18 protein-coding genes and 1 pseudogene are annotated in these 18,113 nt (G+C 61.9%); 12 read left to right on the top strand and 7 right to left on the bottom strand.

Going from position 1 to position 18,113, the window contains the following annotated elements:
* Positions 1-20 precede the first annotated feature (20 nt).
* Positions 21-608, bottom strand: a complete 588-nt coding sequence (locus ACQK2M_RS13235; RefSeq protein ID WP_425418207.1) for a hypothetical protein — start codon at positions 606-608, stop codon at positions 21-23.
* Positions 609-935: 327 nt separating this feature from the next.
* Between ACQK2M_RS13235 and ACQK2M_RS13230 the strand changes: the two genes are divergently transcribed.
* Positions 936-1,784 carry a DUF1365 domain-containing protein gene (locus ACQK2M_RS13230; protein WP_425418206.1) on the top strand — a complete coding sequence of 283 codons (849 nt, stop codon included), beginning with the start codon at positions 936-938 and terminating at the stop codon, positions 1,782-1,784.
* Positions 1,785-1,820: 36 nt separating this feature from the next.
* Positions 1,821-3,092, top strand: a complete 1,272-nt coding sequence (locus tag ACQK2M_RS13225) for a class I SAM-dependent methyltransferase (RefSeq protein ID WP_425418205.1) — start codon at positions 1,821-1,823, stop codon at positions 3,090-3,092.
* Between the two features lie 3 nt (positions 3,093-3,095).
* Here ACQK2M_RS13225 and ACQK2M_RS13220 read toward each other — a convergent pair whose 3' ends face one another.
* Both ACQK2M_RS13220 and ACQK2M_RS13215 read right to left on the bottom strand, forming a co-directional pair.
* Positions 3,096-3,929, bottom strand: a complete 834-nt coding sequence (locus ACQK2M_RS13220) for an SDR family NAD(P)-dependent oxidoreductase (protein ID WP_425418204.1) — start codon at positions 3,927-3,929, stop codon at positions 3,096-3,098.
* 75 nt (positions 3,930-4,004) lie between these two features.
* Positions 4,005-4,658 carry a ChrR family anti-sigma-E factor gene (locus tag ACQK2M_RS13215; RefSeq protein WP_425418203.1) on the bottom strand — a complete coding sequence of 218 codons (654 nt, stop codon included), beginning with the start codon at positions 4,656-4,658 and terminating at the stop codon, positions 4,005-4,007.
* A gap of 207 nt (positions 4,659-4,865) precedes the next feature.
* On the opposite strand from ACQK2M_RS13215, the gene ACQK2M_RS13210 reads away from it, so the two are divergent.
* Together ACQK2M_RS13210 and ACQK2M_RS13205 are read left to right on the top strand one after the other, a co-directional pair.
* Positions 4,866-5,900, top strand: coding sequence for a cysteine synthase A (locus ACQK2M_RS13210; RefSeq protein ID WP_425418202.1), 1,035 nt, complete (start codon positions 4,866-4,868; stop codon positions 5,898-5,900).
* Positions 5,900-6,643, top strand: coding sequence for an alanyl-tRNA editing protein (locus ACQK2M_RS13205; protein WP_425418201.1), 744 nt, complete (start codon positions 5,900-5,902; stop codon positions 6,641-6,643). The genes ACQK2M_RS13210 and ACQK2M_RS13205 overlap by 1 nt, the downstream gene beginning before the upstream one ends.
* 19 nt (positions 6,644-6,662) lie before the next feature.
* Here the strand turns inward: ACQK2M_RS13205 and ACQK2M_RS13200 are convergent, their stop codons facing one another.
* Positions 6,663-7,157: a phosphoglycerate mutase family protein gene (locus ACQK2M_RS13200; RefSeq protein ID WP_425418200.1), complete on the bottom strand. Its 495-nt coding sequence runs from the start codon at positions 7,155-7,157 to the stop codon at positions 6,663-6,665.
* Positions 7,158-7,395: 238 nt separating this feature from the next.
* Here ACQK2M_RS13200 and sseA point away from each other — a divergent pair, with 238 nt between their 5' ends.
* From sseA to ACQK2M_RS13180, 4 genes are all read left to right on the top strand, one after another.
* On the top strand, positions 7,396-8,253 hold the full coding sequence (gene sseA, locus ACQK2M_RS13195; protein WP_425418199.1) for a 3-mercaptopyruvate sulfurtransferase: 858 nt from the start codon (positions 7,396-7,398) through the stop codon (positions 8,251-8,253).
* Positions 8,254-8,261: 8 nt separating this feature from the next.
* A complete protein-coding gene (locus tag ACQK2M_RS13190; RefSeq protein ID WP_425418198.1) occupies positions 8,262-8,834 on the top strand; it encodes a GNAT family N-acetyltransferase in 573 nt (190 codons plus the stop codon).
* A gap of 74 nt (positions 8,835-8,908) precedes the next feature.
* Positions 8,909-9,481 (top strand): OmpA family protein, encoded by a 573-nt coding sequence (locus ACQK2M_RS13185; protein WP_425418197.1) that lies wholly within the window; start codon positions 8,909-8,911, stop codon positions 9,479-9,481.
* Positions 9,482-9,571: 90 nt separating this feature from the next.
* On the top strand, positions 9,572-10,045 hold the full coding sequence (locus ACQK2M_RS13180) for a DUF1203 domain-containing protein (protein ID WP_425418196.1): 474 nt from the start codon (positions 9,572-9,574) through the stop codon (positions 10,043-10,045).
* A gap of 92 nt (positions 10,046-10,137) precedes the next feature.
* Here the strand turns inward: ACQK2M_RS13180 and ald are convergent, their stop codons facing one another.
* Positions 10,138-11,256 (bottom strand): alanine dehydrogenase, encoded by a 1,119-nt coding sequence (ald, locus tag ACQK2M_RS13175; RefSeq protein ID WP_425418195.1) that lies wholly within the window; start codon positions 11,254-11,256, stop codon positions 10,138-10,140.
* A gap of 146 nt (positions 11,257-11,402) precedes the next feature.
* On the opposite strand from ald, the gene ACQK2M_RS13170 reads away from it, so the two are divergent.
* Positions 11,403-11,876, top strand: coding sequence for an Lrp/AsnC family transcriptional regulator (locus ACQK2M_RS13170; RefSeq protein WP_223478050.1), 474 nt, complete (start codon positions 11,403-11,405; stop codon positions 11,874-11,876).
* Here ACQK2M_RS13170 and ACQK2M_RS13165 read toward each other — a convergent pair.
* Both ACQK2M_RS13165 and ACQK2M_RS13160 read right to left on the bottom strand, forming a co-directional pair.
* Positions 11,877-13,151 (bottom strand): annotated as a pseudogene (locus ACQK2M_RS13165) (3-phosphoshikimate 1-carboxyvinyltransferase); the annotation flags it as partial.
* An 88-nt stretch (positions 13,152-13,239) separates the two neighbouring features.
* Positions 13,240-13,545 (bottom strand): HlyU family transcriptional regulator, encoded by a 306-nt coding sequence (locus ACQK2M_RS13160; protein WP_425418194.1) that lies wholly within the window; start codon positions 13,543-13,545, stop codon positions 13,240-13,242.
* Between the two features lie 149 nt (positions 13,546-13,694).
* On the opposite strand from ACQK2M_RS13160, the gene ACQK2M_RS13155 reads away from it, so the two are divergent.
* The 3 genes from ACQK2M_RS13155 (at position 13,695) to ACQK2M_RS13145 (ending at position 18,110) form a co-directional block, all read left to right on the top strand.
* Positions 13,695-15,686, top strand: coding sequence for a bifunctional 2',3'-cyclic-nucleotide 2'-phosphodiesterase/3'-nucleotidase (locus ACQK2M_RS13155; RefSeq protein ID WP_425418193.1), 1,992 nt, complete (start codon positions 13,695-13,697; stop codon positions 15,684-15,686).
* 202 nt (positions 15,687-15,888) lie between these two features.
* Positions 15,889-16,845: an alpha/beta hydrolase gene (locus ACQK2M_RS13150; protein ID WP_425418192.1), complete on the top strand. Its 957-nt coding sequence runs from the start codon at positions 15,889-15,891 to the stop codon at positions 16,843-16,845.
* Between the two features lie 95 nt (positions 16,846-16,940).
* On the top strand, positions 16,941-18,110 hold the full coding sequence (locus tag ACQK2M_RS13145; protein WP_223478054.1) for an AI-2E family transporter: 1,170 nt from the start codon (positions 16,941-16,943) through the stop codon (positions 18,108-18,110).
* The last annotated feature ends 3 nt before the right edge of the window (positions 18,111-18,113 follow it).

The raw sequence follows: 18,113 nt of genomic DNA, 5'->3' as shown, positions 1-18,113 counted from the left end.
TCGCCCCGAGGAGGAACATCCTACCAGTATTTGCTCAGGAACTTGCAGAAGGAGACGAGTTCCCGATCATAGCCGCGCCCACCGGCACCAAGAGCCTGACGACACGTTCTGATGACGCGGGCCTGGCCGCCACCGGACATGGAGTTGAAAGCGCGGACCGTTTGAACGACACCCGCACCGCCGCCGCCACCCCCACCGGCGCTGCCACCACCGCCGAGACCGAGGCCAAGATCGACACCGCCACCGCCGCCGAGCGACAGATCGACACCCGCGCCGCCGCCACCGCTTCCGCCAAGCGATACGCTTGCGGTCGTTCCGCTGCCACCGCCAAGCGAGACATTCGCGTCGGTGCTGGTTCCGCCAAGAGAGACGCTGGCGGTTGTATCGCTGCCACTGGTACCGACCGAGACGCCCGCGCCGCCGCCGCTTCCGCCACCGACACTAACGCTCGCGCCCACACCCCCGCTGTCGTTTCCGCCGACAGAAGCGCCGACGCTCGTGCCGCCGAGCGACACGCCGAGATCGATTGCGGAAGCCGGCACGGCCGCGAGGCACAGCACGGCCGCGGCGGGAAGCGAAATGAACTTGCGCAGGGTAGTATTATGCATTCTCTTACTCCGAAGTTGGACGAACAGGGAACTGGCACTCATTTTGCGAAGTATCCGCAATGTAAAAAGGCTCGCTCACCCCTATTAAGCGTTCGTCATCGACCTTCGTTGGATTCTAATAAAATTGGATATATTAAAATTGTTCGAGAAAAAGCGCATCTCAAATGATTGTTTTTCGCGTATTTTTTCGCGTGCGACTGGTAATTTTCCTAGCGCAGAAAAATTTCTTGAGAAGCAAGGCCTTACGACCTTCCCTTGCGTCGGAATCAGCGATTGCGTGATCCATGCGGCCGCGAGCGGCGTATCCGATTCGAAAGGCAGATCATGATGCCCAAAACGAGACAGCAGCCGGGCCAGGCGCCGTTCGGCCCCGTCGATGAGGCCGCACGGCTATACGATGGGAAGGTGATGCATGCGCGGCTGAAGCCGTTCGGGCATCGCTTCGTCTATCGCGTCTTCACGCTGCTGGTCGATCTCGACCGGCTGGACGAGGCCGGCCGCCTGTCGCCCTTCTTCTCGGTCAACCGCGCGAATCTCGTCTCCTTTCACGAGAAGGACCATCTCCCTCTGTCGACCAACAAGGGCGATCTGCGGGCACGGGCGGACGAACTCGTTGAAAACGCCGGCTTGCCACGACCGGCGCGCATCCAGCTCCTCGCCTATCCACGCATCCTCGGCTTCGTCTTCAATCCGCTGGCGGTTTATTACTGCCATGGTGCCGATGGCGGCCTGTCGGCCATGATCTATGAGGTCCGCAACACCTTTGGCGAACGACACAGCTATGTCTGTCCGGTCGAAGACGGCCAGCTCTCAGCGGCCGGACTGCGTCAGGAGCGCACCAAGATTTTCTATGTCTCGCCCTTTATCGATCTCGGCGCACGCTATCACTTTCGCATGCTCCCGCCGGCCGACACGGTGCGCATGCGAATCCTGGAGACCGAATCCGGCGAACCGCTCCTGTCCGCGAGTTTCTCCGGTGACGCGAAGCCGTTGACCTCCGCCTCGATCCTGTCGCTGTCGTTCCGGCACCCTTTCATGACGGCGAAAGTCGTTGCCGGAATTCACTGGGAGGCCCTCAAGCTTTGGCTCAAGGGCGCGAAATTCCACAAACGCCCCACCCCGCCCGAACCAGTGAGTTACCGCGATGCACGAAACGGTCTGGAACCCGCCGAATAATACCGCTAACTTGCCGGTATGGACGCGAACTACGATATGACGGGTGGCACTGGCTCGTCCGGTGGGATGTCGGACATCTCGAATCGGGAAGCGATTCACCTGACGCCGCAAAACCTCCGGCGCACCCTCCAGGGCATCCCGCTGAAGGCGAAGCTCACCCTTCGCGCGGCAACACAATTGCCGTATGGCTCGCTGACGATCCACCTGCCTGACAAGCGTGTGATCAAGGTCGGCGGCAACAATCCCGGCCCGGACGCCGTACTGGTGTTGCACAACTGGAACTTGCCGCGACGCGCGATTTCCGAGGCAACCATCGGCGTCGGCGAAAGCTATATGGACGGCGACTGGGACAGCCCCGACGTCACAGCCTTCCTCGAACTGTTCGTTGTGAACGAGACGCTCGGATACCAGATCGTCAAGGCCAACCACCTGTTCCGGGCCTTCAACGCGTTCCGCCACTGGCTGAACCGCAACACACGGCTCCGCGCGAAACGCAACATCTCGGCTCACTACGATCTCGGGAATTCATTCTACAAACGCTGGCTCGACCCGAGCATGACCTATTCTTCGGCATTGTTCGCCGACGGCGCCAACGACCTCGAATCCGCTCAGGCCGCGAAATATCGCGCGCTCGCAAACGCCGCCGGCATCGGCCCTGACGACCACGTGCTCGAGATCGGATGCGGCTGGGGCGGTTTTGCGGAATTTGCCGCCCGCGAGATCGGCTGTCGTGTCACGGGCCTGACGATCAGCCGCGAACAGCTCGAATTTGCCCGCGAGCGTATCAGCCGTGCCGGGCTGGACGACCGTGTGACGCTGAAGTTCCAGGATTATCGCGACGAACAGTCGGTCTACGACCGGGTGGTCTCGATCGAGATGTTCGAGGCGGTCGGTGAGCAATACTGGCCCGTCTATTTCTCAAAATTGCGCGACGTTCTCAGACCCGGAGGCCGCGCCGGACTGCAGATCATCACGATCAACGAACGCGCCTATCCGGAATACAGGGCCAATCCCGACTTCATCCAGCGCTACATTTTTCCCGGAGGCATGCTGCCGACACCGCCCATCCTCGATGAACTCGCTGAACGGCACGACCTTTCCAAGGTCGGGGACCGTATGTTTGCAAAGGACTACGCGCGAACGCTGGCCATCTGGCGCGAACGGTTCCGCGAGGCATGGGACGACATTCGCCCGATGGGCTTTGACGACCGCTTCAAGCGCATGTGGGAGTTCTACCTCCATTACTGCGAGGCAGGATTCCAGGAAGAATTCATCGACGTGCGTCAACTCGTCTACGAGCGCGCCTGACCTTCACCCCTGGGAGTAGGTGGATGGCGTCGTGTCGCGAAAATCCAGTTCGCGCGTCCCCCAGCCCGTCGCTCGCCGCATGATAGCGAAATAGAGCGGGTGCGGCAGCATCCGCAGCAGCTTGAGCACATAGGTGAAGCGACGCGGAAAGGTTATCTCGAAACCGCCCTCTGCGATCCCTTCGACCAAGGCCTGAGCCGCTTTGTCCACGGGCATCAGGGCCGGCATCTCGAAATCGTTTTCGCGCGTCGCGGGCGTATCGACGAAACCCGGATTGGCCACCTGAATGCGGATATTCATCTTCTCGAAGTCGAAGGAGAGCGATTCCGCCATATTGTTCAACGCCGCCTTGGTCGCACCGTAGGCCGATGCGGACGGCAGGCCGGAATAACCGCTCACGGAACCGACCAGAACCACCTGACCGCACCCGGCCGCCTTCATCGTCTCCACAACCGGCACAAGGCCATTGAGGACACCAAGCAGATTGACGCCGATCATCGTGTCGAAGTCGTCGAGCGAAAGCGCCTCGCCCGGCGTCGGGATATAGACACCCGCATTGAACACCGCCAGCCGGATCGGCCCGGCTGATTCGCCGATCGTCTTGACCATCGACGCCATCGCAGCCCGGTCGGTCACGTCGCCGGGAAACGCACGGATAGTGCCTCGCATGCCCTCGCTCTCGCGTGCCAGATCATCCAGATCGTCGGAATTGCGCGCTGTCGCCACCACGACATGGCCGAGGGCCGCCAACCGAAGCGCGAGTTCGCGTCCGATCCCGGTGCTTGCCCCGGTGATCCAGGCAACGCCGTCACCGGCGGTCGTGCGAAAAAGTGCCATGGTCCCTTCTCTCGAGAAGTGCTTCTGCGAGTACTACGTTTGGAAACCCAATCCGGTTTCGGCGACTGGGAATTATTATGTCGCGCCGAAAATATCCGCGATGCGCTGGTGCAACGGACCGGTCATCCGCAGGGGGGCGTCGGTGACGGCGAAAGCGATGCACGCGCGGTCGTTTTCGGCCATCGGCCTGTGATCGACACTGTCGTCGGCGATGGAGATGTCGCCGCGACCGAACCGTCCCTTCGTATCGCTGAATGCGCCGTCGAGTACCAGCGTCAGTTCCATGCCGTCATGGGTGTGCGCCGGCATCTTGCGGCCCGGCTTGATCCACATCATCGAGACATGGCATCCATCGACGTCGCCGATATCATATTCGCGATATCCGGGCATTTTCGTCTTCCAGGGTATCGTGTCGGCCGTGTATCCGACGAAATCCCGGAGAACGCGCGGCATCACCGCGCAAGACTGTTTTTCAGCCTCATCCGGCCCCGCCCCGACGCTGGACGATGCCAGGACGGCATCGAGCATCGCCTTGTGCGCCGTCAGCGGCAGCGGCTCTTCTGCTTCCAGAAGGTCCCCTGCGCTCGCTTCGAGCGCACGCACCAGCATCCGGCTGTCAGGGGAAAGTTCAAGATGCGCAGCCACCAGGACCGCGACCGGTTTCGGCAGCGTTCCGGCGACAAAGCGCGCCAGCAAGACATCCATGCTTTCAATCTTGTTTTCGATCATCCCGGTTTTCTGCGGTTCGGAAGTCACCTGTGTGTCTGAATGCCATTGTTACGCAACATGCCGCAATCCGGATCACCCCCGATTCTGCCACGCGGAAGGTTTTTTCTGGAAACCCATTTCGGCAGCATGTCCCGCTCGGCACGACTTGTGTCTTGAAGCTCCGATTTCGAGAACATACTGTCCCGAAAACGAAAAAAGGGACCAGCCATGTACAACTCGGTGCTCGACGCCATCGGCAACACGCCGCTCATCAAGCTTCAGCGTGCATCGAACGAAACCGGATGCACAATTCTTGGCAAGGCCGAGTTTCTCAACCCCGGCCAGTCGGTCAAGGATCGCGCGGCGCTGTTCATCATTCGCGATGCCGAGGAAAAAGGTCTCCTGAAGCCGGGCGGCGTCATCGTGGAAGGCACCGCCGGCAACACCGGCATCGGTCTTTCGATGGTTGCCCGCGCGCTTGGCTACCGGTCGGTCATCGTCATCCCGGAAACCCAGTCGCAGGAAAAGAAGGACGCGCTGCGCCTCTTCGGCGCCGAACTCGTGGAAGTGCCGGCCGCGCCGTATCGCAATCCTAATAACTATGTCCGCGTCTCCGGCAGGTTGGCCGAACAGATGGCGCAAAGCGAACCGAACGGCGCAATCTGGGCAAACCAGTTCGACAATGTCGTCAACCGGCAGGCTCACGTGGCGACCACGGCGCCCGAGATCTGGCGCGATACCGGCGGCATGGTCGACGGCTTCATCTGTGCCGTCGGGTCCGGCGGCACGCTCGCCGGGGTTGCAGAGGGCCTTCGCGAAAAACGCCCGGAGATCAAGATCGGCCTCGCCGACCCGATGGGCGCCGCGCTTTATTCCTATTACACGACCGGCGAGTTCAAGTCGGAGGGATCCTCGATCACCGAAGGCATCGGCCAGGGCCGTGTCACCGCCAACCTCGAAGGCTTCACACCCGATCTTTGCTACCGGATACCCGACGAGGAAGCGCTGAACGTCGTTTTCGCGCTCGCCGAAGAAGAAGGCCTCGTGATGGGCGGCTCCACCGGCATCAATGTCGCCGGCGCGATCCGCATGGCAAAGGAGATGGGCCCCGGCCACACCATCGTGACCATTCTGTGCGACTATGGCAGCCGCTATCAGTCCAAGCTCTTCAACCCTGAATTCCTGCGCGGCAAGGACTTGCCTGTGCCCGCATGGATGGAGCAGAAGTCGGAGATCGAGATACCGTTCGAGGACGTGGACTGATGCCCCATACCGTCAAGGCGCTCTTTCGCGACGACGCCTATCTTTCGGTCGCCGAAGGCAAGGTTATCGCCATCAACGACCGCGGCGGGATCATTCTCGACCAGACCTGTTTCTACGCCACCTCCGGCGGCCAACCGGGAGACACCGGGTTTCTCGAACGCGCCGACGGCTCGCGCATAGCGATTGCCGCGACCGTCTGCGGCGAGACGAAGGACGAGATCATCCATGTGCCCGCCCCGGACCAGCCGGTTCCCGAAATCGGCGAGGCATTGACCCTGCATATTGACTGGGATCGCCGTTACAAGCTGATGCGCATGCACACAGCCTGCCACCTGCTCACGGTCGTTTGCCCCTACCCGATCACCGGCGCGTCCGTCGGCGAGGAGGAAAGCCGCGTCGATTTCGATATCCCGGAACTCGATGGCGACAAGGCGTCGATCAGCGCGGGCCTCATGCAATTGGTCGAGGGAAACCACCCGATCTATACCGAAACGATCAGCGACGCGGATCTTGCGGCCAATCCCGGACTGGTGAAATCCAAGAATGTCCGTCCGCCAACGGGATCAGGCTCGATCCGCCTCGTCTGCATCGGCAAGGACGCCTCCGTCGATAGCCAGCCCTGCGGCGGCACCCATGTCACCGAAACCGGGGAAGTCGGTGAAATCCACATCGGCAAGATCGAGAAGAAGGGCCGCGAAAATCGGCGTTTCCGCATCCGTTTCGGGCCTGCTCCGGCTCAGTGAACAGGCATAAGACCGGTCTTCACGGCATGCGAAGATGCACGAAGGTGACATCGTTCCCGCCGGGTTTCGCCACAAGGAACAGGTTGGCGTAGTCGTCCTCGGCTAATTCAATCGTCTCGGATACGCCCATGTTCCCGAGAATGCCGGGGATAGTCTCCGTGTGCGCCACGACGAGAACTGTCTGTTCGGAATAGTCGAAAGTCATCAGATCCATCAGGGCAGCCAGATCCGTAACCGGAACCTCGTCGCGCTCGGCATCAAGCGACTGCGCAATGATCTCTCCGGTTTCCCGGGAACGCCTGGCGTCAGTGTTGATCACGACGTCGATTCCCGCGTTGATCAGAAATTCGGCCCAATTCGACGCCCGTTCCCGCCCCGCATCGGTCAGTGCCGGATCGGGTTTCCCGGTTTCCTTGTCCGCATGCCGGATGACAAAGACCTTTTCCTGGGCACTGGCAGGCATCGCGGACAGCAATGCCGCCAGGATGCCGATAGCGAGCATTCGACTGTTCATTCCAGGTCCTCCGATCCTCATCGCTTATGGTAGCCGCCTCCCCACGCAATTTCCATCCGGCTCCCTATTCGCAAGCGCAGGCTCCTGCACGGCGGGCGATGCAATGATCGCCAATGATGGTCCTGCCGCCGTTCCCGCTTGTCTCGACACGTCGTGCGGTCATTGACCCTAGCGACGACTCGCCGTCGTCCTGTATAGCTGAGCCCGCAAAACGCCCTCGAAAGTGAGAGAACCGACCGTGAGCGAGAAAAGTCCCTTCGTCGTTTCGCCCCAGTGGCTCGTCAAGCACCTCAAGGATCCTGGCCTGTCGATTGTCGACGGTTCCTGGTATCTGCCCGCGCAAAACCGCGACGCGCGCGCCGAATATGACGCGGCCCACATTCCCGGCGCGGTCTTCTTCGACCAGGACGCGGTGGTCGATCCGGACAGCGACCTGCCGCACACCATCCCCTCGCCGTCCGTTTTCGAACGCCACGCCAGCGCCATGGGCATTTCGCGCGACGACACCATTGTCGTCTATGATGGGCTCGGCATGTTCACCGCGCCGCGCGTCTGGTGGCTGTTCCGCATCATGGGCGCGGAGAAGGTCTTCCTGCTCGACGGCGGATTCGACAACTGGAAAAAGGACGGCCACATCGTCACCGCAACCCCGACCAAGATCGCGTCGAACGCATTCCTGCCGAAATTCGACGCGTCGAAAATCGCGTCGCTCGAAGACCTCCGGCAAATCGTCTCGGAACGGTCGTCGCAGATCGCGGATGCGCGTCCCGCGGGCCGCTTCACCGGGGAGGAGCCGGAGCCGCGTGCGGGCATGCGCTCCGGCCACATGCCAGGCGCGCGCAGCGTCCCGGCGCTGTCGCTCTCGGAAAACGGTTACCTGAAGGATATTGACGGCCTCCGCCAGACCTTCACCGATAGCGGCATCGATCCATCGCGGCCGGTCGTCACCACCTGCGGATCGGGCGTCACGGCAGCCGTGATCTCGCTCGCGCTGGAATCGCTCGGTAGCGACGATCACAAGCTTTATGACGGCTCATGGTCGGAATGGGGATCACAAGACGACACCCCGGTCGAGACCGGACCGGCAAAGGGTTGAATCGGATTATGAGCGCCGAACCCCAAACGCTTGATACCACGATCACTTTTCTGGAAATGACCGTGCCGCAGGTGAAGCGCTATCCGCTTCCGCTCGGCGTCAATGCGGCGATTCTGCATGCCGAAAAGCCGCAACTCGCTTTCTACCGGTTCCTTCAGTTCCAGGTCGGATACCCCTGGAAATGGGAATACAGGCTGCGCATGGACGACGAGACGCTGGCGTCGGTCATCCACGCCGACACGACGGAAATCTATGTCCTTTATCTCGATGGCGCGCCCGCCGGCTTCTACGAGATCAACCGCGCCGATCCGGCTTCGATCGATCTCGCCTATTTCGGTATGATGCCGCATGCAGCGGGTCGCGGCCTTGGACGCTGGCTCCTGTCTCGCGCCATCGAGGCGTGCTGGGCCAGCGAGCCGGAGCGGATCACCGTCAACACCTGCACGCTTGATCATCCGGCAGCCCTGCCCCTCTACCAGAAGCTCGGCTTTCAGCCAGTGAGGCGCGAGGACAGCACACTGCGGCCGCTGTCGAAGACGGACCTGCACCGCCTGGCCGAAAAAGGCATCGTGCAAGGCTGAACGGACCGTTCAGAAGCGGTTCAGGCACCGATCGCTACACCGGAGGCACATCAACCTGCACCAGGGAGTGTGCCATGAACCGCCGTAACTTCATCAAATCGCTCGCCGCCGCCGGCGCGGCAGCTCTCGTCCCAACCGTCCCCGCTTTTGCGGCGGAAGCCTCGTCGCCCGCCGCCGCCACGATCGAGCGCATGCTGGATCGCCGGCCGCGCCACAAGATCAAACGCTCGGCGCGCGTTACCATCGACCAGATCAAGCGCAATCCGCGTCTGCGCAACATGGCGCCGTCGATTGACATCCAGTCGATCAACTTCGCCTTCGGTTCGTCGCATATCCCCCCTGCGGAACGCTGGAAGGTCGAACAGATCGCCATCGCGATGCGTCGCATCATCCGCCGCAACCCGCATGAGGTTTTCATGATCGAGGGCCACACGGATGCGGTCGGCTCGCGTTCCAGCAACTATGCATTGTCCCAGGCGCGCGCTTATGAAGTCGCCCGACTGCTCAACCGCCGTTTCGGCATCGCGCGCCGGGCGCTGGAACCCGCGGGCTACGGCGAGGACTATCTGCTAGTGCCCACGCCCAACGCGGAATGGCGCAATCGCCGCGTCACCCTGCGCCGCGTCACCGACTTCGTGACCCGCTGATCGCGCCGCAACGATCCCGCATAAATCGGGTGGCGGACAACCGCCGCCCGATATTCCATCCGCCCATCGACACAAATGATGGAGCCCAGGATGGACCGCCTCACCTTTTTCGCAATCGACACGGAAGCCACGCGCGCCATTCAGCGCGGCGGGCCGGACGCCTACGGTCAGCTACCGGTCAGAGCCATTTCCGATGGTGACGGCATGCCCTGCCGGCATTGCATGAAAAACATCGAAGCCGGCGAGAACTACCTCATTCTCGCCTGGCGCCCCTTCGCGAGCCATCAGCCTTTCGCTGAAACGGGGCCGATCTTCCTCCATGCCCGCGAATGCGAGGCCATGGAACCCGGACAGCAAGTCCCCGAGATCCTGCACCAATCGCCGCGCTATCTGCTCCGCGGCTATGGCAGCGACGACCGGATCGTCTACGGTTCGGGACAGATCGTGCCACAGCCTGAAATCGAGGCCTATGCACACGAGCTCTTCCAGAATCCAGCGATAGCCTATGTCCATGTCCGCTCGGCGACGAACAATTGCTATCAGGCGCGTATAGAGCGTGGGTGAGATTGCGGAAATGATGTCAGGCAATGGGTTGCCTGAAAAGAATACGGCCGGTCGTTACCTTTAACGACCGGCCGTATAGCGCTTCCGGTTTGTCAGGCGACCTTCAGCGCTTCCTGCGGGGGCGCCATCTCGTAGCCCAGAGCGTCGGCGACCGCCTTGTTTGTGATACGGCCGCGATGCACGTTCAGGCCATTGCGCAGATGCGGTTCGTCGATCAGCGCCTTCAGCCCCTTGTTCGCCAACATGAGACCGTATTGGAGCGTCGCATTGTTGAGCGCCTTCGCCGAGGTCACCGGCACAGCGCCAGGCATGTTGGCGACGCAATAGTGAATAACCCCGTCGATCTCGTAGGTCGGATCGGAATGCGTGGTCGCCCTGGAGGTCTCGAAGCAGCCGCCCTGGTCGATCGCGACGTCGCAGAGCACAGCACCCTGCTTCATGCCGCCGAGCATTTCGCGGCTGACCAGTTTCGGCGCCGCCGCACCGGGGATCAGCACGGCACCGATCACCGCGTCGGCGGAGAAGACTTCTTCCTCCATCGCTTCGACCGTCGAGTAACGGGTGTGGACGCGGCCGTTGAAGATGTTGTCGAGTTCGCGCAGCCGCGGGATGGAACGGTCGATGATCGTGACATCCGCGCCGAGGCCGACTGCCATCTTGGCCGAGTTCAGCCCGACGACCCCACCACCGATCACGACGACCTTGGCCGGCAGCACGCCCGGCACGCCGCCAAGCAGGATACCGTGACCGCCATGCGCCTTCTGGAGCGCGGTGGCCGACGCCTGGATCGCCAACCGGCCCGCCACTTCCGACATCGGCGCAAGCAGCGGCAGGCCGCCGCGCTCGTCTGTGACGGTCTCGTAGGCGATCGCGGTGCAGCCGCTCGCAAGGAGACCCCTGGTCTGCTCGGGATCGGGTGCGAGATGGAGATATGTATAGAGAATCTGGTCTTCGCGGAGCATCGCCCATTCCGAGGGCTGCGGTTCCTTGACCTTCACGATCATGTCGGACTGGTCGAAGACTTCCTTGGCGGTCTTTACGACCTTGGCTCCGGCGGCAACATAGGACGCATCATCTGCGTCGATACCAAGGCCCGCACCGCTTTCGACGATAACGTCGTGGCCGTTGGCGACGTATTCGCGCGCCGACCCCGGAGTGAGGCCGACGCGGTACTCATGGTTTTTGATTTCTTTCGGGCATCCCACGCGCATTGCAATCTCCCTGATGGTTCGAGAATTCCTCAGGGAAAAGAATTACCGAAAAGGTCTCGAATGTCCTTGCAATCTGCAGGTGTCCCAGGCCTGATTTTCGTGTATTCTTGCGCACACGACCCAAAAAACGATGAAACATTGCACACATGGAACACGATTCGATTGATCTCGCGATCCTGTCGGCCCTGCAGGCCGATGGGCGCATGTCCAACGCCGCGCTTGCCGAGAGGGTCGGCCTGTCGCCTTCCGCATGCTCGCGCCGGCTCGACAATCTGGAAAAATCCGGAACGATCCGCGGCTATCATGCCCGCGTTTCCAACCGCGCGCTCGGCTACAGCCTGACCGTGATCGTGCATATATCGCTGTCCGGTCAGTTCCAGAAGACGCTGCGCGAGTTCGAGGAGGCGATCAAGCGCTGCCCGAACGTCCTCGTGTGCTACCTGATGAGCGGCGAATACGACTATGTCCTGCGCGTCGCGGCAAAGGATCTCGCCGACTACGAGCGCATCCACCGCGACTGGCTGTCCGCCCTGCCGCATGTGGTCAAGATCAATTCGTCATTCGCCCTGAGGGAGATCATCGACCGGCCGAATGTCGGCATCGACCCGGCCATTGTTTAGATCAACTTCCCTCATCTCCACACCGAGCCCTTCCAGCACGTCCCAATAGTCCGGGAATGTCTTCGACACGCAACCCGGGTCCAGAATGGTGATACCCGCGGTCTTGAGGCCGGCCAGTGCGAAGCTCATGGCGATCCGGTGATCGGCATGGCTGTCGATCCGCGCATCAACGGTCATCCCGGCGAGCTTCGGATTGCCGTAGACGATCAGATCGTCTTCCTCTTCCGACGCCAACCCCGGGCGGATCCGGTTGAGCCCCTGGCGAAGCGCCGCGATCCGGTCGCATTCCTTGACCCGGAGATTTGCGATGCCGGTGAACCGGACGGGACCATCGTTGAAAGCGGCCAGCACGGCCAGTGTCGGCACGGCGTCCTGCATCTGCGACCCTTCGATCACGGCAGGCATTTTCGGAAACCGGGCGATAATCTCGCGCGCATGGGCGTCCGGCTGGGTGAAATCTCCGGCGGCGACGCCGAGATCGATCTCGCCATCGGTGAGAACTTCGATCGCCCATAAATAGGTGGCCGCGGAGGCGTCCGGCTCGATGCGGTAATCGATCGGCCGGTAGGCGCCTGGTTCGACCTGCCACTCTGCGGCGCCGCGCTGCGTGACCGAAGCGCCGAATGCCCTCATCGTCGCGAGCGTAAGGTCGACATAGCCCCGCGCGCCGATCTGCGGCCCGGTCAGCGCGATCTCGACCGGACCTTCCGCCAACGGGGCGACCATCAGCACCGCCGACACGTACTGGCTCGAAAGCCCGCCATCGATTTCAACGCGTCCACCGGCAAAACCGCCATGGCCACGCACCGTTACCGGCGGGTATCCCCCGATGGATTCCGCGTCGATGCCCATGGACCGCAGCGCCACGACAAGCGGGCCGATCGGACGCTTGCGCATATGCTTGTCGCCATCGACGACAACGGTTCCCTCGACGGCGGCGGCGGCGGCGGTCAGGAACCGCGTGGCCGTCCCGGCATTGCCGAGGAACAGCGGCGCGTCCGGCGCGCTCAGGCTGGCCTTGCTGTCGATCACGAAACTCGTCGCGTCCGGCTCCTCGACGGAAACGCCCATGGCGCGCAATGCCTTCGCCATCAATATCGTGTCGTCGCTTTTCAGCGCACCGGTGATCCGGCTCTGACCCTTGGCGAGGGCGGCAAGGAGCAAGGCGCGGTTCGTGATCGATTTCGAACCGGGCGGAGTCACCGCCCCTGCGAGCGCACGCTCGGGAGGAACGATCGTCAGCGCCGGGGCCGCGAGATATCGGTTTACCGGCATGGCTTACTGTATCCGGATGGTTTTCAATGTGAAAATCTGACTACGGCTCCGCCCGCACCCCGTCAAGTCGGCGGAGTGCCCTGTGGGCCTAGACCATTCGGTCTTCGCCGCTCCAAAGGCTGTCGCCGTTCTGATCGACGATCAGCTTCGCCTTGCCGAGTGCGGCGGTCTTCGCTGAATCCTCGTCGGGCAACAGGTCGGCCCGCACGAACTTCCGTTCGACCTTCTGGTCGCCGACCTGCTTGCGCAGAGTGCCGGCAACGCGCCACTGGCCGCCTTCCTTGACCGGCTGCGCGAAGAGCTCGACGTCCTTGTAGACCTCGTCCGGATCGCCGGATGGCGGCGAGTTCTCATTGGCCGGCGCGCCGAACAACCGTTTCAGAAATCCCGCCATTTCGTACCTCCTGATGACTTAACCATGGGTCGCCCCGTCCGGCCTGTCAATTGTCGCCCATGTCACGCGCTTGACACCGATCTGCAATGAGACTGCAATCAAGTACGGGTTGGGTGCCCGCGGTTTGTTCCTACAGGTGGAGAACGATGATGTCCCATATTAATCCCATGTCTGCACTGCATCCGATTACGCGCAGGTCCCTGCTCGCCGGAACGGCGGCAACCGGCGCGCTGATCGCCCTCCATCCGTTTGCGGCGCGTGCCCAGGCCAACCAGGCGCATCTGCGCATCATGGAAACGACGGATATCCACGTCGCGGTCCTGCCCTACGACTACTATGCCGATCGCCCCAACGACACGATGGGCCTCGCCCGCACAGCCTCGATCATCGACGGTTTCCGCAAGGAAGCGACCAACACGATGCTCATCGACAATGGCGACTATCTGCAGGGCAACCCGATGGGCGACTGGATCGCCTATGAACGCGGCATGGATGGCGACGTGGTCCATCCGGTCATCGAGGCGATGAACGTTCTCGGCTATGATTGCGGCACGCTCGGCAACCACGAATTCAATTACGGCCTGTCCTTTATGGACAAGGTCAATTCCGGCGCCAACTACCCGATCGTCTGCGCCAATCTGGTCAACGGCACCGAACTCGCCGCCAATCCGCGCGACGACAAGCTCTACATGAAACCCTATGTAATCCTCGACAAGACCGTGACCGACGGCGCCGGCGAGGAGCAGACTGTGCGCGTCGGCTTCATAGGTTTCGTCCCGCCGCAGATCATGACGTGGGATTCGCGCCATCTCGTCGGCAATGTCATGACCCGCGACATCGTCGAGACGGCGAAGGCATGGGTTCCGCAGATGAAGGAGGACGGTGCCGATATCGTGATCGCCCTCTCCCACTCCGGCATCGACGGCGTTCAGACCGAGATGATGGAAAACGCCTCGCTCTTTCTCGCGGGTGTCGATGGCATCGACGCCGTCTTCACCGGTCACCAGCACCGCGTCTTCCCGGGCGATTTCGACGGAATAGAGGGCGTTGACAACGTCAAGGGCACACTGATGGGCAAGCCCGCCGTGCAAGGCGGCTTCTGGGGCTCCCATATGGGCCTGATCGACCTGATGATCGAGCGCGACGGCAACTCTTGGAAGGTGATCGACTCCACCGTCGAGACGCGGCCGATCTCCAAACGCAACGAGGATCGGTCCGTCACCGCGCTGGTCGAAAACCTGCCGGCGGTCGAGGCAGCGGTCATCGACGAGCATGAAAGCACGCTCGCCTATGTGCGCACACCGGTCGGCGAAACCTCCGCGCCGCTCTATTCCTATTTCGCGCTCGTTGCCGATGACCCGTCGGTCCAGATCGTCAGCCAGGCGCAGATCTGGTACGTTTCTGACCTGCTCAAGGACGGCGAATATGGCGATCTGCCGGTGCTCTCGGCAGCTGCGCCCTTCAAGGCCGGCGGACGCGGCGGACCGGAATACTACACGGACGTGCCGGCCGGTTCCGTTGCCATCAAGAATGTCGCCGACCTCTACCTCTATCCGAACACCGTGCGTGCAGTCGCTATCGACGGCGCCACGGTGAAGGAATGGCTGGAAATGTCGGCCGGCATCTTCAATCAGGTCGAGCCGGGCAAGGCCGACCAGCCGCTGATGAACCCGGACTTCCCGTCCTACAATTTCGACGTGATCGACGGCGTCACCTACAAGATCGACCTGTCGAAACCGGCGAAATACACCTCCAAGGGCGAGATCGCCAATGCCGAATCCAGCCGTATCGTCGACCTGATGTTCGACGGCAAGCCGATCGATCCGGCGCAGAAGTTCGTCGTTGCGACCAACAACTACCGCGCCGGTGGTGGCGGCAATTTCCCGGACATCAACAACGACGTGGTCATCCTGTCCGCACCGGACACCAACCGCGACGTCATCGTCCGCTACATCGTCGATCAGGGCACCATCAATCCATCGGCGGACGCCAACTGGACCTTTGCCCCGGTCGAAGACGCCACGGTGATTTTCGAAACCGGGCCGAAAGGCGCGCAATATGCCGGAGACGTGAGGGGCGTGAAAATCGAGCCCGCCGGCGATGGCGAAGGCGGCTTCGCGAAATTCCGCATCACGCTCTGAGGTCCGATCCCCATCACGGTTCGAACGGTCTTTGGGCCGCCGGTTTCAACCGGCGGCCCATTCTTTTCGCCAATTGCCAACGCCTCGGTTGACCTTTACGAATACGTCAAAAATCGACGGGCAAGTTCGAACGCGCCCGTATCATGGGCGGAAACACATGGCCGAAGACAAACCCCGGAAGGGCCGCTCGCGGATCAGAACCGTGCTTACCATCCTCCTTCTCATCCTCGTCGCCTTCGCGATGGCATGGGTTTTCGGGCCACGCACGCCGGTCGACCTTTCCGTTCGTTTCGATCCGGCGACGATCGGAAGCGATGTCGATACATGGCTTGCCGAAGAGGAAGGCAAAGTTCCCAATCTGCGCGAAAATGCGACAAAAGAGATCGTCTGGGCCTATCCTGAATCGCGGGCCAAGACGCCCGTATCGATCGTCTATCTGCACGGCTTCTCCGCCGCAAAGGGCGAGTTGCGGCCCGTTCCGGACATGGCCGCAGCGGAACTCGGCGCGAACCTCTATTACGCCCGCCTCGCCGGCCACGGTCGCGACGGCGACGCCATGGCCGAGCCCTCCGTCAACGACTGGATCCAGGATTTGGCCGAGGCCGTCGCCATCGGCGAGAGGATCGGCGAAAAGGTCGTCATCGTCGCCACATCGACAGGCGCGTCGCTTGCCGTCCTGGCGGCGAACCTGCCGGAATTCGAAAACCGCATCGCCGGGTTCGTTCTGGTCTCGCCCAATTTCAAAATCCGCGCCGCCGGCTCTGGATTGCTCACATGGCCCTTCGGCGACGCGATCGCCGGCATCGTTATCGGCGCGGAGCGCGGCTTCGACGCCCAAAACGAAGAGCATGGCCGAAACTGGACGACGCGCTATCCAACGAGCGCGCTGATGCCGATGGCAGCGATGGTCAACCGCGCCGGCGCCCTGCCCTTCGAGCAATTCACGATGCCGGCGCTCTTCGTCTACCATCCGGATGACGGCGTGGTCGACGAGACGGTAACTGCCGAAATCGCCGATCGCTGGGGCGGCCCTGTGACGGTCCTGGAACTGGAGACGACCGACGACCCCTACAATCATGTGGTCGCCGGCGATATTCTCTCGCCATCCAACAATGAGACCGTCGCCACGGCGATCGTGGAGTTCGCGCGGTCGCTTTGAAGCGCGGTGCACCGCAACATGATCGCGTGCAATGCGGTTGAAAAGTTCGCCGCAATCACCACAATGGCAATCGGCTAATCGAAAAGCGGAGCACTATGCAGGCCCACGATCGCTTCCGGAACCTCGTCTACGGCATGGCGCTGGCGATCATGATCGGCTGGATCCTGTATATTGGCCAGAACGTTTTCGTTCCCGTTATCGCCAGCGTGATACTGACCTACATCGTCGTCGCGCTCGCACGCCGGATGGAATTTCTCCCGGTAATCGGCAAATTGATGCCCGGCCCTGTGCGGTTCATCATCTCGCTCGTGGCGATCGGCTTCATCATTACCGGCTTCGTCCTGCTGATCATCCAGAACATCAACCAGGTTATCGCGCTGGTGCCGCAATACCAGGCATCACTGCTGCGCATCATCCAGGGGCTTGCGGTGCAGTTCGGTTTCGAGACCGAGCCGACATGGGCCACGATCCGTCGCGACGTCTTCGGCGAAATCCGCCTGCAATCGCTGATCGGCTCGACGGTGACCTCCATCTCCGTGCTTCTCGGATCGGTCTTCGTCATCACGGTCTATACCGGCTTCGCACTGGCCGAGCGCCGCATCTTCGCGCGCAAGCTCTCGCGCCTGGCCTCCGATCCCGACGACAGCGCCCTGATCGGCCAGATCGTCGACACGATAAACGACCGCATCGGCGACTATCTCGCCGCCAAGACATTCGTGAACCTCGTACTCGGCCTGATCTCCTATCTCGTGATGATCCTGATCGGGCTGGACTTCGCGGCATTCTGGGGCGTGCTGATCGCGCTCCTGAACTATATCCCCTATATCGGCTCCATGGCCGGCGTGCTGGCCCCGACCGCGATCGCCATCGTCCAGTTCGAGGGCGACTGGTCGATGATCGCGACCTGTTTCCTCGGCCTGACCGTCTGCCAGATTTTTGTCGGCAGTTTCCTGGAGCCGACTCTGATGGGCCGCTCGCTCAATCTCAGCCCCTTCGTCATCCTGATTTCCGTCACCGCCTGGGGTTCGGTCTGGGGCATCTCCGGCGCACTGCTCGCGGTCCCGGTCACGGCCATCCTCGTCATCATCTTCTCCGAATTCGAGGGCACGCGCCCGGTCGCCATCCTGCTGTCGCGCTCCGGCAAGATACCGCCTCAACGCCACATGTCGGTCAATTCCGGCGGGCGACGACGAGCGCAGCTCATTCCGTCGCTCGATGAAGCCGAAGCCGCGGATGCGGCGGAAACAGCCGACGACGCGGCCTGACCG

It is taken from the genome of Oricola indica (assembly GCF_965227485.1).
GTDB lineage: Bacteria > Pseudomonadota > Alphaproteobacteria > Rhizobiales > Rhizobiaceae > Oricola > Oricola indica.
Note: the sequence above shows the minus strand (reverse complement) of the source record. Positions and strands in the feature narration are given on the sequence as shown.